The organism is Cerasibacillus sp. JNUCC 74 (assembly GCF_053667775.1).
In genome coordinates, this window is record NZ_CM132207.1 from 2,831,735 (window position 1) to 2,847,135 (window position 15,401).

Here is a 15,401-nt window from a genome sequence, read left to right on the forward strand (position 1 = left end):
TACATTTTCAAGATCTTAATAAATCTTCAGGTTGACCTAAGAAAACCCTTACTGGAAAGTATTCCTTCCCCCTCAGCTTCAACTGCCTTCAATTTTTCAGGATTCCACGCAACTACTTTTACACTGTTTCTAATATCTACTTCAGCTATTGTTGGATTTCCAGCTCTCACAATGCTTGCTCCAAACTATATGTAAACAATTCCACCTTTTATTAATTGGCATATATGATTGAAGCAATTATCCTATTACCCTTTACGTATTTCCAATCAAGAAATAGCCTTCATAAATTAAATGTATAAGTTTCTCCTTCTAACTTTTTCTAATTATCGTCATTAAAAACAATATTTTGTTGTTTGTGAATAGATAATAATATTTTTTGTTGGATATACAAAAATAATGAAGATGATATTTTATACTTTCCTTAAATCATGTGAGAGGATCGAATGGAATGCATACTTTTCAAGAACGTTTGAAGGACTTAAGAATTGAACACGGATATCTACAACAAGAATTAGCAAGCATTCTAAATATGAGTACAAGTGCTTATGGTTACTATGAACAAGGTAGAAATGAACCCTCATTAGAAACGTTAAAGAAAGTAGCTGAAACATTTGGCGTGTCAACTGACTATTTACTTGGTTTAACAAACACAGCTAGTACGAACTATGAATTCAATGATCAATTAACACTTACAAATGAAGAAATGAACGTTGTGAAAAACATGAAGGATTTAGAGCTTTTGCAGGAGCTTGGGGAAGATCCAAAAAACGTTGAAAGGCTTCAAAGGTGTTGGAAATTTATTAAAAATGAACTTTTTATCGAAAAGAAGAACCAAGAGGATACATGAAAATGCACTTCTGTTCTAGAAAGCTGGCTTTCTCCCTTAGCTTAGCCAGCTTAATATAAAAAAATATCTACGCTCTCAAACTAACAAGTTACTGCATTTCTATACTAGTTTCAGATTTCAAAAATAATCTCCCTAGACAGATTAATTCCTATATAATGCCCCCGTATTTACATCCCTAAATCTGGAATAATTACTTAATAAATGGTTAATTTAAAGCAATAACATACAAAATAAATAATTCATTGACATATTAAGTAAGTAGGACTATGATGAATTTGAAATCGATTTCACCTTACCAAACTTGTCTACTCAAGTATACAAGTTATGATTTTCATTTGTATGAAAACACTTGAACAAAATAGAAAAAGAAAATACAGTTGGAGGTTGATTACATTGGCTATTGATAAGACAAGCTTTGTTCCTATCTATTTACAAATTAGTGAAGACTTAAAGTCACAAATATTGTCGGGAAAATATCAAAACGGAGATCGTCTTCCTTCTGAAAATGAATTAGTTGAACAATATAAAGTTACTCGTACTACGATCCAGCGATCTCTATCTGAGCTTAGCAATGAAGGTATTATCGAAAGAATTCATGGCAAGGGAACATACGTCCGCTTGAGGAAGGTTCGGGAAAACATTTGGAATTTCAGTGGTTTTTCAGCTTATGCAAAGAAAACGAATCAACGGCCAATTACAAAAGTTATGAAGCATGAAATCATCACTAAAAAGCAAAAGAATTACTTAAAGTTAATTCGCCTACGTGGTTTTCAAAAGCAAGACAAGCAAGAATGGATGACGTTAGATACGTCCATTTTAAATTTAGAAATGTTTCCTGCGCTAGATAAATATGATTTTTCTAAATTATCATTGTATGACACATTAGAAAAGAACTTTGATACAAAACCGAATTATGCACGTCTTCATGTGAAAGCGATTCACGCAAATGAAAAACTGATGAATTATTTCAAAATGACTTCCTCCTCTCCTTTACTAAATGTTCAAGGAACTGTTTTCGATCAACATGGAAGAGCAATTGAAAAAGTGAATGTTATCTATAGTGATCATGCTGATTTTAATGTAGTTATAAATATTTAAGGCTGTTTAAAGAATAATAGATATTAAGGAGGACAACCATGAAAAATCAAATCTTAGGAACACTTTATGGACTAGCAATTGGAGATGCTATGGGAATGCCGTCTGAACTTTGGAGCCGAAGAAAAGTAAAAGCATATTTCGGGAAAATTGAAACCTTTTTAGACGGCCCAAAATCAAATGAAGTTGCCAAACACTTTTCAAAAGGCCAGTATACTGACGATACAACTCAAGCACTCATCATTTTAAATGCTTTAATGGAAACTGATTTTGAGCCAAAGGACCAAGTAATTGCTGAAAAGTTGATTGAATGGGCAGAAGAAATCCACGCATTTGATAATGAAATTCTCGGACCAAGCTCAAAAGCCGCTCTTCTAGCGGTTAAAAACGGTAAGGATGCATCCGAAATCACAGCAAACGCTGTAACAAATGGTGCAGCAATGCGAATTGCACCAATTGGATGCTTATTTAACTCCAATCAATCTGATGCATTAATTAATTATGTATGGCGAGTTAGCAAAGTAACCCATGCATCCGATGTTGCTATTACAGGAGCTGCAATGATTGCAGGAGCCGTCAGTTCAGCCATGGAGAAAAAAACATGGGAAGAAATCGTAACAGATACGATGAATATTCATGACAAAGCACTTGCTTATGGTGCTGAAACCTTCAGTCCGTCACTAAAGGCACGTTTAGAGCTTGGACTCGAATATGCTCATAAATTCTCAAATGATGAAGAAGCGTTTTCCAATCATATTTATCAGGTTATTGGTGCCGGCGTATCAACAAGTGAATCTGTACCTACTGCATTAAGTATTGCTTATTATGCAAAAACTGTAGAGCGTTGTGCAATCTTAGCTGCCAATTTAGGAGGAGACACAGATACAATTGGAGCGATGGCAACTGCCATTTGTGGAGCAAAACAAGGTGCCGATGAAATGGATCCAAGCTATCTCCAAACCATTCATGATAATAATAAGGTTGATTTTAATCACTATGCACAAGCTTTACTGCACTACCGACAAAATTAACCAAGGAGGATATTAAAAATGACTGAAAACAAGAACATGATTACCGTTCCCTCAGAAGAAAGAATTGGCAAACCGAACGATTTGTTTTTCATTTGGTTTGCTGCAAACATCGGTATTTTAGGTGTTGTATATGGCGCAATGATTGTTGGTTTTCAATTAAGCTTTATTCAATCGACCTTAGCTGCCCTGATTGCTGCACTTTCTTTCATTCTTGTTGGCTATATTAGTGTGATTGGGAAGAAAAATGGTATTACTACGTTTATGTTATCAAGAGCAGCCTTTGGAACAAAAGGAAACTGGATTCCTAATTTTCTAGGATGGTTGAATTTAGTTGGATGGCTATCTGTTAATGTCGTTACGGGCACCCTGATTTTGCTTTCCTTAGCTACTATTTTTCATATTGACCAAAATAGTACCATCACATTGATTTGCTTGCTTATTTTTGCAACATTAGTTTTACTTTCTGGCTTATTGGATCAACAGCAATTAGCTAAATTACAAACATTTTTCACATATGTTTTTGGCGGACTGACGCTGATTATCTTAGTTATTCTTATTCCACAGACTGACTTTCAACAACTATTTTCTATGCCAAATGGAAGTTGGTTAAAAGGATTCCTTCCAGCTGTGTCTATCATTATGGCGGGGACCGGAATTAGCTGGTCGATTGCTGGAGCAGATTACAGTGCTTATCAGGCACCAACTAATAAAAATAATGCTATTATGTTTAGTGTATTATTTGGGGCTATTATTCCTTTATTTGTAATTATGTTTGTTGGTATATTATTAAGCACTTCTTTACCAAATATTGCAACGTCAGCAAATCCAATTGATGTAATTGCTCATGCTCTTCCATCATGGATTTCAGTATTTTATTTTATAACTGCAGTAGGTGGATTAATCCCACAGTGTATTATTAGCTTAAAATCAGCAAGGGTAAATTTAGAAACGTTAAATATACAAGTATCAAATCGAGGATCATTAATGATTCATGGTGCAATCATGATCCTAATCCCTGTTTATGTGCTCTTTATTTCACAAGACTTTCTATATAATTTTCAATTATTTCTTGGATTACTCGGAATTGGAATCGCTTCCTGGGCAGCTGTTTTTATAGCTGATTACTACTTCAATCGAAAATCCGGATATGATCTAAAGCTATTAGAACCCAAAGGATCACATTCTTTTAACAAAACCGGAATTATAAGCTGGTCCATTGGTGTAATTATCGGGTTTCTATTTACTAACACCGACTTTTTTAGCGGCCCATTTGCTGTGGGTATTTTTCGGGACAATAGTTTAGGATTATTACTTGCCTTTGCCTGTGGCTATATCGCCTATGTTCTTATCCATCCATTTATGAGTGATCGGAGGGAAAATAAATGAAACGGGAACAAACAGCAAATAAACATGTCTTAATTATTGGAGCTGCAGTAATCGATATGATCGTTCATGTAAACCAATTACCAAAAACAGGTGAAGACATTTACGGGAAGCATGTAGAAACGATGGTTGGCGGCTGTGCTTATAATGTACAACAAGTAATAAACCACTTTGGTATAAATCATGATTTATTTGTTCCAGTTGGTATTGGTCCGCATGCTCATATTATTCGTACACATTTAGAAAAGCAGCAAATACCGATTATTTTAGAGGACACGTCTAAGGACAATGGGTGGAATATTTCATTTGTGGAACCGGATGGAGAACGTACCTTTCTTACTATCCCCGGCTTGGAAACAAAATGGCGACATGAATGGTTTCAACGTATTCATCTAGCGGATTATGATTATATTTATTTGTCAGGATATGAACTGGAGGGAACCTCTGGTGAAGTATTAGTTCAGGAAATCATACAAAATAAAGCAAACCACGCCAAAATCATTTTTGATCCTGGTCCGCGCATCGCTTATTTAGATAAAGCTGTATTAGAGACCATTTTAACTGCAAATACAATTGTGCACTGTAACTTAAGCGAATTAAAGGAACTTATGTCTGTTGAGACGGTGGAAGAAGGTGCAACTTTCCTATATCATAAAACCAAAGAAGCAGTTGTCATAACAATGGGAGCAGAAGGCTGTTTCTACCTAGACAAGGACCGCTCTGGAATCATTCCAGCTAAATCAGTGAAAGTAGTTGATACCATTGGTGCAGGTGATTCCCATACAGGTGCTTTTATCAGCGGTTTAGCTCAAGGGTTAACCCTTGAAGAAGCATGTCAATTAGGTAACCGTACCTCCGAAAAAATCGTTCAGCAATCCGGCTGTAACTTGGCAAATATACTTTAAAAACGAAAACAAACATCCTGCTAATTTAACAGTAGGATGTTTGTTGTTAATTAAAATCTACAATTCATTGCATTCCCATTATTACTCAAGCTTTTCGCTCTGTAAAAAGAAACATATTCAAGTAAATCACACAAATTTATCCTCAATCTATACTTTTTAAATCCTTTATATAAGCTGCAACTTCTTCTAAGGTGGATGTTTTGACTTTATTAACAAAGTAGGAGCCAATTATAGCTCCATCAGCACCGTTTTTAAAAACCTCAGCTACGTCTTTTCTTTCTTTAATCCCAAAACCGACATAAATAGGTAGGTCGCTATGCTTTCTAATCCGTTGCATTGTCTCTATATAATTAGTAGGGACATGATCAAAGCTCCCTGTTTTTCCAACCCCACTCATACAATAAGCAAACAGACGATTATTTTTCAACTTTTCCTGTAAAGTAATATTAGAAATGTTCTCATTGTACAGCTGAATTGGGGATGGAAAGTCATTTAACGTAATCATTCTATCAACACAAAGCAGCCCATCATAATCCATTTCCTCATCCAGTAAATGGTATTTGTCTAAGCCGTCCTTATATGTCATTAAAACTATCTTAAATGAATATTTTTCTCGTATTTGCTGTAATATTTTGTTTAAATATACTTTATTAAAACCCTGTTGCAATACTTGTTTATGGCTATTTTGAATAATTTTCCCATCCATGTGAGCATTGGCTACTGGTATACCTAATTCAAGTACATCGACATGATATTTTTCCATTATATCAAGAATGGAAAAAAATTGATGTTCATTTGGGTAACAACAAGGCAAGTAAAGTGCAAGTTGTTTCACATCCTTATCCTCCAATCAATTTAAGCAACAGTCCTAATAACGGGCCATATAAGGCGTAGTCTGTTTCACTAAGAATCCGCATAATCGAAGCATAGGATCCAATGTACGGTAGTAAAAGTGCTTGTCCAATAATCAAAATGAAACCATTGGTGAAAGAGCCAATTAATGCCCCACGTACACCCCCGGTGGAGTTACCAAAAATAGCTGTTACAGCTCCCGTAAAGAAAGTAGGAATAAGAGCAGGAAAAACTGCAATTGGATAATCAATCATTGCTAAAAAGACCATACCCACAAAGCCTGCAACTAAACTTGTTAAAAACCCTACAATTACTGACGTTGGATAATTTGGAAATAATAGAGGTACGTCTAATCCTGGCTTTGCATTTGGTATAACTTTATCAGCGATACCATGAAATGCAGGAATTATTTCTGCTAAGAGCATTCGTACGCCGGACAGTATTACCGTAATCCACAGACCAAATTGTAAACCGTTCAATAAAGAAAATGTAAAGACATCTCTTCCTTCACTAATATTATTGGTAACCCAGCTCGGACCAGCTATAAAAGATACAATAAGGAATAACAAAAACATGATAATTGTAAGCGCAATCGTCATTTCGCGAAGAAAGTTTAAACGCTTTGGAATTTTAATATCTTCCAAATCACGCTCTTTATTTCCTAATAATCCACCAAGTTTTGCTGCTATCCACACCCCGCTAGAACTGGAATGACCAAGCGTAAACCCCTCTCCACCTTTTACATTCTTCATAAAGGGTGCAACATAAGAACAAGTGAAAGTTAAATAAAACCCTAAAATAAAGGAACCTGTTAATACTAGTGGGATAAATCCCATATTTGTACCAAATTTTAGTAGGGCAGCAATTAATCCTGCGTAAAAAAAGGATACGTGAGCAGACAAATGCACATATTTAAATGGTGTTAATCTGGCAAAAAAAATATGGATAATAAATCCTAATGCAAATATTAATGCCATTTCTGTTCCTATTTCCACAAAGCTTTCTGTTTGTGCCTCTGCAAGTGTTGGAATTTCTGCATTCAGGTGAAAAACTTTACTTAGCATCGGCTGTAATGGAAGTAATGAAATTCCTAATGATTGCGCCCCAGTATTAATGAGTAAAAAGCCAATCATTGTTTTAGCAGTACTTGAAACTATTGAATCAAAGCTTTTTCTTTGTGCCAACAGCCCGATAAGTACAACCATACCGATTACAAATACTGCCTGACTGAAAACATTATCAATCAGATACATGATAAAATCCATAGTTGCTCTCTCCTTAGATCGTATTCAAGTGCATGAATGAATTGTTATTTTAAAGAGTTTGACAGTTATTAAAACAACTGGATGTCCTAACCTTGAAAGTATCTGGAGTAACCTATAGCGTGCATGAGTTACTCCAATAATTACTGTTTGTACATAAATGTTGATCTAATCTTCACGCCTGCATATATTTATCGAATTACTTTTAATAATTCAGTTCTTAACAACTCTTTATCCATCATGTTGTCAATTCTTACTATTTTTGCTTTGGAGTGCCGTAAAATATCTGCAAAATCTGAGGTAGTAATGACAACATCATAATTATCTGCGCTAACAGAGCCAATATCTGAAGCCTCTACATTTGATTGAATCCCTTCTTCAGCTAACACCTGTTGTGCAAAAACTCTAAGCATCATACTACTTCCTACACCTGCTCCACAAACCGTAACAATATTTAACATTGTTTACCCTCCCTTTGAAATATTTTCATAATTTCCTTCGGTGTTTTTGCATTTAAAATTGCAGCTAATTTATCTTCTTGATTTAATACTCCAACTAACTCAGATAATGCAGTTAAATGGGTTTCATGATCTATAGCACAAAATCCGATAACAATTTTAACCGGATCATTGGTTCGATGACCAAATTCAATTGGTTCCTTCAATGTAACGATGCTAAAACCAATATCCTTTGCTCCATACTCTGGTCTTGCGTGAGGCATTGCTATACCAGGTGCAATGACAATATATGTGCCATTTTCGTGGACGTTATCAATCATAGCCTGGATATATGTTTGTTCAATAAGATTATTTTTCAAAAGTATTTCCCCACTACACCTAACAGCACTATCTCTATCTTTCAGTTCTGCTTGTGTCATAATTAACTTCTCATTTAGTACTTCTATTAACACAGGATTTGTACTCCTCTCTATTTTTGGCAAATTCGTTGCATCATGCTGAAAATAATTCTGTAATTTATTATGAAGGGCTACTGGATCATGAATGGTACAATAGGGATAAATAATATGAAGAATATCCAACACAAGTAACTCTTCTCCTTCTAACTTTTCAAGCATCAATGTTAACTTTTGTATATCTTCTTTAGATAGTACAGGATTAACAGTTACAACCTGTGTCTCATTCATTTCTAGCGGGACTGTCGTAATTACTAAATCAATTAATTCAGTCTGTACAATTTCATTGGCCTGTCTTGCCGGAAAAGAACCGAATACACGGAGATGAAATAAGTTCTTTAATTGAGTTGCTAACATTTGGGATGTACTCATACCTGTATCACAAACAATGATCACAACCGGTTTTCTGCGTATACTCTTTTTTTGTCTCTCCAAAGCAGCAGTGACATACATCGTAATGAATGAAGCTTCGTCTTCATTGAAAACAATACTTAGTTTCATTTCGATAACATGAATTGCTTTCAAGACATGCTGGTGAATATAACTATAATTTTCTTTAATCTCATCCAATACTGGATTAGCGATTGTTGTCCCATTTCTAATTCGATACAATGCAGGTCGCAAATGGGCAAGTAACCCATTAAATAATTGTGCATCTTTCATTAATGGCATCTGAAATGACTCTTCCAGTTGTCTTATAAACTCTCTGGTAACCATTTGTAAAGGTAACCACTGATCGTTTATATTTCCATATTGCTTTGCATCCTGCAAACTACTGCTGACAAGTTGAGCAGCAAAGTATAGAACTTCATTCTCAGGAAAATTAATATGGAAAAGACGATCTATTTCTTCTTTTAGGAAACAGGCAACTTCGTATTCCCTTGTTTCCCGAACACTATCTGCCGCAGCTCCTTTTTCTAACATTTTTTCCTGTTTTACACGTGTAATTGCAAGACCGAGATGAAGCATGACTCTAAAATAGGAATGATCAGAAATGATAATTTGAAGTTCTCTTTCTGCCATTCCAATAATATGAATAAGATGGTCAATGTCCTCAGAAGAAAGAAACTCATGGAGAATGGATTGCTTTGTATTAGAGATCTGAATGCGATTTCTTTTTTCCTCTCGAAAAAGCGCTAATAATGCTTTTCGGATAGCTAATTCGGTTCCTTCTATCTTTAAACCTTTATATGGATAGGACATTAGTGATAATTGATGAGAAATGAGCCATTTTTTCCACAGTTTCATATCATTTATGACTGTATTTCTGGAAACTTTTAAAAAGTTCGATAGTTGATCTATCGTTACATATCCATGCTGAATGAGCAAATAGTGCAATGCGTGATATTTTCGTTCTTCCGGGGTGTGATAGCTGAATTCTTCAAGGTCAAGAAGTTCTTTTACCTTTTGCTGTTCAAGCTTATGAAGCTCTACCCGGATGCCGACTCCTTTTTGACGTTGCAATGGCGAAAAGGAATGTTTATTAAAAAAATCGTCTATTTCCATCAAATCATTGTAAATTGTACGCTCACTAACTGAAAAATGGTCAGAAAGTTCGTTGATCGTAAAAAATTGATCATTTTCCATTAACAACAGCATAAGATCTCTAGCTCGACTATTCATCTTATCTCCACCTCATCTTCATTATAAGTTCCTATGTAAAACGGTACCAAGACCAAATAATTGCAGGTTAACTTGCAATTATTTATGAATCTGTTTCAAGCGCTAATTGCAATTTGTTATATAATAAAGAAACTATCTGCTAGCTTTATTCTCATATAACAAGTTTTACTTATTTGTGTAGTTTATCCAAATAAGGTATTCCTACTTTCTATAATGCGAAACTTCATTCCCCGTTGATAAAAGTATTAGAAAAACTTAGCTTTTTCGCCAAGTCTTTAGCGAAAGCTATAGCTTTTCTTATACTATAAAGCCTAAAGATTTATACTTTCCTATAGTGGAACAAGGGCTAAAATCTCAGGTGACCATGAAAAACCGCGAGGTATCGCTGACGTAGTTTTCCTAGTCCTTGAAAAATTGTGATGCCTGTTCGAGTAGTTTCTTCTAGTTCTATTGAATCCGTTTAGATACCTCTATTTCCCACTTAGATTTCTCCATATTCTGTATATCTATTGAAAGTCTTACAGAATCTTAAATGCGAGATAAAAGAACCGTAAATAAAAGATCATAAAAAAATCCCCCTTTGAGCAGGGGGATTTATCACTTATCTATTCTATTCATGCATGCCAATTACACTCTTTATTTAACCATTTTATCTGCTAAAGCTTTGTTCAATAGTACATATTTATCGTAACTCATTCAATTTCGTATATTCGTTCTCCATACTTTATCTTTGTCAATCATCTTCTTAACTGCAAAGATCGCTAAAAATTGGACAATGATAATAGGAATTCCCATCAGCCCGGAAACTATTTCTAATGGAGGCAATCCACCAATCCGCATCATAATGAATGCTAGTCCAGTAATTACTGCTACCACGATAATTCGTAAATATTTAGAAGGCACAAATTTACTCATATTATCTGTACTTGTATACGATGCAATTAAGACGTAGAGTCACGTGTTGTCGTTAAGAAAATCATCATAACCGTTATTTTCGTTTCCGCATCATATCTAAAGCCTTTACAGGTTTTGTCATTTCTATTTTTACTATCATCATAGGATGTGCAGCCCGTTCAATTGCTTCTCCACTTTCATCCCACATCTTATTTATTTTTTGATATACATGAGTGAATCCGGGACCATAGAATTCAACCTCATCCCCTACCGAAAAACTGTTCCGCTGTTGAACGGTCGCAATTTTTGTTGTTTCGTCATAATCAAGAACTTGTCCGATAAATTTATACACAGGTATTTTTCTTCGTTTACCAAATAATTGCTGTTTTTCATCGGGAACCCCATAATAAAAACCAGTCGCTAGTTCCCGTTGAGCTACTTTCCACAACTCGTCTTCCCATGCTTGCTGAAATACAAAGTTATGCGGATCATTGCAATATGCATCTACAATACTGCGATAAACATTCGATACCGTCGAAACATAATGGATAGACTTCATTCTACCTTCTATTTTTAAGCTGTCGACACCATTTTCGATAAAATCGGGAATATGATGGATCATCGACATATCCACCGCACTCATGGAAAATGGTTCATCAGCATCATTGCTATAAACAGGTTGTCGTTTCCCAGTTACGTCCATTTCAAACAAATCATATTTCCAACGACATGATTGGGAACATCCCCCCCGGTTTGCATCTCGTGCTGACATATGATTCGACAATGTGCAACGGCCAGAATATGAAATACACATCGCTCCATGAATAAATGCCTCTATTTCTATATCTGTATGTTGTCTTATTTCTTTAATTTCTTCCATGCTTACTTCCCTTGCAAGTACCACTCGTTCTAATCCTTCATTTTTCCAAAAATTAAGCGTTTCATAGTTAGTTGCCGATGACTGGGTGGATAAGTGAATTGGCAACCCGGGAGCTTCGGTTATACAAATTTCAATTAAAGCAGGATCTGATACAATTACCGCCCGAATACCAATATCTCTGATCTTCCGAAAAAAATCACCAGCTCCTTCCATATCTCCTTCATGAGCAACCATATTGGCAGCAACATACACATGTGCTTGATGCTCTTTTGCAAATCCTACCCCGTCTTGCATCTCTTCATAAGTAAAGTTTCCTGCTCGACTCCGTAAGCCATACGCATTTCCGCCAATATAAACAGCATCGGCACCATAATGAATGGCTGTTCTTAACTTTTCCAGCGTTCCAGCCGGAGCTAAAACTTCTGGTTTTTTTAAATTTTTTTGCATTTCTTACCCCTAACCTTTCATTCCTCTTTAAACAGATTTTAACTACTATTATTTAATTTCATCTGGATCTTTTAAAAAGAAGCCTTCATCTAAGCTTCGCTGCTGTGGGTGAAGCTTCAAGATTTGTTCATTCAAAGATTCAATTAATGACGGTGACCAGTTATCGTTTATTAATGCTTCTTTTGCTTTAATAAAAAGACTTGCAATCTGAACAAAGCTTTCCCTAGGTGTAAAAATGCCATCTAATTTCCAGCGCTTCAAATTAGCATGATACAATGTTTCTAAATGAGGTAACAAATTAATATCGCCCGTATTAAAAATATGCGTTCCATTTGTATCTTCATAAATGGAATAATGTGTATCGGGTTTCTTAGGCTCAGACAAATATAGGTCGTTATTCTCCGTACGCTGCACTTTCGTGAAATTAAAATAATTGGTAACTAATGGACGCTTCGAATGGTGAATACATGTTGCACCATAAACTAAAACCTCGACTGGCACCATCGCTTCAGCTGCAATTGCTGTTAATTCTTCATACGTCAATTCTCTAGCTAACACAGCTCCAACAGCTCCACGATTTGCCCAAAAGTTAACCTGCTTCCCACTAGTAATCATCGTATGTGGGTCATAAATGTACGACAAATTCAATTGATTTGTTTTTAACAGATGAATAACACCAGGGTCACCTACTGTAATTGAATTTACCCCAATGTCCTGTAAAAATTCCATGTATGGAAGAACCAATTTGATCCGATCATTATGCATAATTGCATTCATTGCGACACAAACTTTTTTCTGATTCCGATGGGCAAGATCGGTAATTTCCTTAAGCTCTGCTTGAGAAAAAGAGGCTGGCAACCGTAGACCAAACCTATCTTCTCCAACATACAATGTATCAATACCAACATTTATTAATGCTTCAGCTTGCTCTATCGATTCTGCTGTAGCTATAAGTTCAATCATTCACAACCATCCTTATACATAAATTTATAGAGGGATTTTTCAATTTTTCCTAATTTAAATACGTGTTCCAAAAGAGAGGGATAGACCTTAGAACGCTAAAATCGTGGGCATCCTTGAATAACTAAGGAAGCCTTGTCCCTAAAAATTAACGATGTTTGCTAATCACGTTTTTCCTTGGCTGAAAAAGAGAATCACGTTTTCTCTCGTGAAGCGTATTGCTGTCGAAGTCGAAACCGTCCTGTTACAACTTTGACACTCTCACTTTCTGCTAAGTCAACATTTGAAACGTCCCTTTTACAAGGCTTTTTGAACATATTTTATTAACTATTCCATCTGCTAATACTATTTTCCCTGAAAAGCCTTCACACAAAGACAGACTTTTATCCTAAAGCACGTTTATGAGCATTTATGTTAAATTAACTGATTCCAGCTCAGAAGTTTACTTCTCCCATGGAAAAGTACAAAATAATCATAACATAAAATTGAAGTGGATTGTATGGGATATTATTGGCGTTAAGATATATCTTACTTCCATCGTGATTTACTTTGTAAACGAAACTTTATTCAAAGACTTTACATGCTACTCATTTCACTTAAAATTGCTTCTACTGGAACCAGTTCTGTTTGCCAAAACATAACTTCTCTTATAGTATTTAGATGATAGATTCGACTATTTATACTCGTTTTCGTTAAAGGTGGAAAGATAAAAAATGAATCAGACAGCTGAAATTAGAGGATTGCTTTTAGTTATAACAGGTGCCTCTTTTTGGTGTGTAGGGGTACTGTCTCTCAATATTTATTTCAAGCGTATCATATAGAAGTGAATTGGTTCGTAGCTACTCGTTTACTTCTTGCTGGTATACTTTATTAAGCATTCAATTTTTCTTGAAAGATCGGTCTCAAATTATCTTCATTTGGAAGAGTAAACAAAATGCTCTTTCTCCTCCACCTACAGGATCTTGACCTTTTTTTACCAATCTGATTATAGTTAAGTACTCGGTTTAAATTGTTCTTTTGAAACGAGTGGTCCCATTTCAGTATCCGAATACATCCATTACCAAGCTTAATCGTTTCTGCCCCTTCACTAAATAAATTTTCGGATTTATGCAATACCTTATTCGCTATTCTGGCTAAAATTTCACACTTTTTTGGTGCATCGATATTTCCAACATCTTAAATCAAACCCGTTTTAGTAGACATCATCACCTGTTTATGACAAAATATATCTTTGTACACTCATATCACGTTCTATTTATAAAAGAATGTAAAGCAAAAACACAATGAAAAAGCGGTACTTTAAAAAATAGTTTATATGTTTAGTTTCTTATTCTGCAATACCTACCTGGAACTACTAATAATAGCATTATTAAAACAAACAATGTCAAACATCATAGTTATTGGAGTTGACAAAATGAGTAATCGAAATAAAGGAATTATTCTATTATTATTGTCGGCATTTGGTTTTTCAATGATGGCTGCATTTGTCAAACTTTCAGGGGACGTGCCTACTATACAGAAAACATTATTTCGTAATGTTATTTCCATGATTATTGCATTCGGTCTTGTTAAATATTATGGAGCACGACTTTTTGGAAGGAAAGAAAATCAAAAACACCTTTTGTTACGGTCAATCCTTGGGGCAATCGGAGTAATTCTAAACTTTTACGCAATTGATCATCTGGTCTTGTCAGATGCGGATATGCTCAATAAAATGAGCCCATTTCTAACAATTATGTTTGCTGCTATATTCCTAAAGGAAAGGACACGACCATTTCAAGTAATATCCATTGCTATTGCGTTTATTGGTACATTATTTATTATTAAACCAGTCTTTTCGTTGGACATCATCCCTTATATCGCAGGTTTTTTATCGGCTGTGTTTGCAGCAGGTGCTTATACTGTTTTACGAGTATTAGGCAGAAAAGAACAATTTTATACAGTTGTCTTTTATTTTTCATTTTTTACTACGATGATTTTATTACCTTTTGTAATTATATTTTACGAACCAATGTCTTGGCAACAATGGATTTACCTTTTAGCAGCAGGTATTTTTGCCACAGTGGGGCAATTTGGCATTACCATTGCTTATAAATACGCGCCAGCTAAAGAGATTTCGATCTTTTTCTATTCCACAGTTATTTATTCAGCTCTCATTAGTATCGTTTTATTTGGACAAATTCCTGATGTGCTAAGCATAATGGGATATATTATTATCTTTGGGGCTTCTCTTTATATGTTTTTGAAAAACAATCACGTAAGTCAATTAGAAAAAGAAAAACACCAGTAATCGTTCCTATGGCGATTCT

14 protein-coding genes are annotated in these 15,401 nt (G+C 35.1%); 6 read left to right on the forward strand and 8 right to left on the reverse strand.

What is annotated here, in order from left to right; genetic code table 11:
• Positions 1 to 26: 26 nt before the first annotated feature.
• Positions 27 to 170, reverse strand: coding sequence for a hypothetical protein (locus JNUCC74_RS12655; protein ID WP_454065624.1), 144 nt, complete (start codon positions 168 to 170; stop codon positions 27 to 29).
• 278 nt (positions 171 to 448) lie between these two features.
• On the opposite strand from JNUCC74_RS12655, the gene JNUCC74_RS12660 reads away from it, so the two are divergent.
• The 5 genes from JNUCC74_RS12660 to JNUCC74_RS12680 all read left to right on the forward strand — a co-directional run bounded on the left by JNUCC74_RS12660 (position 449) and on the right by JNUCC74_RS12680 (position 5,261).
• The gene (locus JNUCC74_RS12660; RefSeq protein ID WP_454065625.1) at positions 449 to 847 is read left to right on the forward strand and encodes a helix-turn-helix domain-containing protein; all 399 of its coding nucleotides are present in this window, start codon (positions 449 to 451) and stop codon (positions 845 to 847) included.
• 393 nt (positions 848 to 1,240) lie between these two features.
• A complete protein-coding gene (locus JNUCC74_RS12665) occupies positions 1,241 to 1,945 on the forward strand; it encodes a GntR family transcriptional regulator (protein ID WP_454065626.1) in 705 nt (234 codons plus the stop codon).
• Positions 1,946 to 1,983: 38 nt separating this feature from the next.
• Positions 1,984 to 2,973, forward strand: a complete 990-nt coding sequence (locus tag JNUCC74_RS12670) for an ADP-ribosylglycohydrolase family protein (RefSeq protein ID WP_454065627.1) — start codon at positions 1,984 to 1,986, stop codon at positions 2,971 to 2,973.
• Between the two features lie 18 nt (positions 2,974 to 2,991).
• The gene (locus JNUCC74_RS12675; RefSeq protein WP_454065628.1) at positions 2,992 to 4,359 is read left to right on the forward strand and encodes a purine-cytosine permease family protein; all 1,368 of its coding nucleotides are present in this window, start codon (positions 2,992 to 2,994) and stop codon (positions 4,357 to 4,359) included.
• On the forward strand, positions 4,356 to 5,261 hold the full coding sequence (locus JNUCC74_RS12680; protein WP_454065629.1) for a PfkB family carbohydrate kinase: 906 nt from the start codon (positions 4,356 to 4,358) through the stop codon (positions 5,259 to 5,261). Before JNUCC74_RS12675 ends, JNUCC74_RS12680 begins: the two co-directional genes overlap by 4 nt.
• Positions 5,262 to 5,403: 142 nt before the next feature.
• Here JNUCC74_RS12680 and trpA read toward each other — a convergent pair whose 3' ends face one another.
• The 7 genes from trpA to JNUCC74_RS12715 all read right to left on the reverse strand — a co-directional run bounded on the left by trpA (position 5,404) and on the right by JNUCC74_RS12715 (position 13,095).
• Complete coding sequence (trpA, locus tag JNUCC74_RS12685) at positions 5,404 to 6,096, reverse strand: tryptophan synthase subunit alpha (RefSeq protein ID WP_454065630.1); 693 nt, start codon at positions 6,094 to 6,096, stop codon at positions 5,404 to 5,406.
• 4 nt (positions 6,097 to 6,100) lie between these two features.
• Entirely contained in the window at positions 6,101 to 7,378 is a 1,278-nt protein-coding gene (locus tag JNUCC74_RS12690; protein ID WP_454065631.1) for a PTS ascorbate transporter subunit IIC, read from the reverse strand.
• Positions 7,379 to 7,566: 188 nt separating this feature from the next.
• On the reverse strand, positions 7,567 to 7,836 hold the full coding sequence (locus JNUCC74_RS12695) for a PTS sugar transporter subunit IIB (RefSeq protein ID WP_454065632.1): 270 nt from the start codon (positions 7,834 to 7,836) through the stop codon (positions 7,567 to 7,569).
• On the reverse strand, positions 7,830 to 9,911 hold the full coding sequence (locus JNUCC74_RS12700; RefSeq protein ID WP_454065633.1) for a BglG family transcription antiterminator: 2,082 nt from the start codon (positions 9,909 to 9,911) through the stop codon (positions 7,830 to 7,832). The genes JNUCC74_RS12695 and JNUCC74_RS12700 overlap by 7 nt, the downstream gene beginning before the upstream one ends.
• A 696-nt stretch (positions 9,912 to 10,607) precedes the next feature.
• On the reverse strand, positions 10,608 to 10,826 hold the full coding sequence (locus JNUCC74_RS12705; protein ID WP_454065634.1) for a hypothetical protein: 219 nt from the start codon (positions 10,824 to 10,826) through the stop codon (positions 10,608 to 10,610).
• Between the two features lie 73 nt (positions 10,827 to 10,899).
• The gene (locus tag JNUCC74_RS12710) at positions 10,900 to 12,132 is read right to left on the reverse strand and encodes a peptidase U32 family protein (RefSeq protein WP_454065635.1); all 1,233 of its coding nucleotides are present in this window, start codon (positions 12,130 to 12,132) and stop codon (positions 10,900 to 10,902) included.
• A gap of 48 nt (positions 12,133 to 12,180) precedes the next feature.
• Positions 12,181 to 13,095, reverse strand: coding sequence for a peptidase U32 family protein (locus JNUCC74_RS12715; protein WP_454065636.1), 915 nt, complete (start codon positions 13,093 to 13,095; stop codon positions 12,181 to 12,183).
• Between the two features lie 1,411 nt (positions 13,096 to 14,506).
• Between JNUCC74_RS12715 and JNUCC74_RS12720 the strand changes: the two genes are divergently transcribed.
• Complete coding sequence (locus JNUCC74_RS12720) at positions 14,507 to 15,382, forward strand: DMT family transporter (protein ID WP_454065637.1); 876 nt, start codon at positions 14,507 to 14,509, stop codon at positions 15,380 to 15,382.
• Positions 15,383 to 15,401 lie beyond the last annotated feature (19 nt).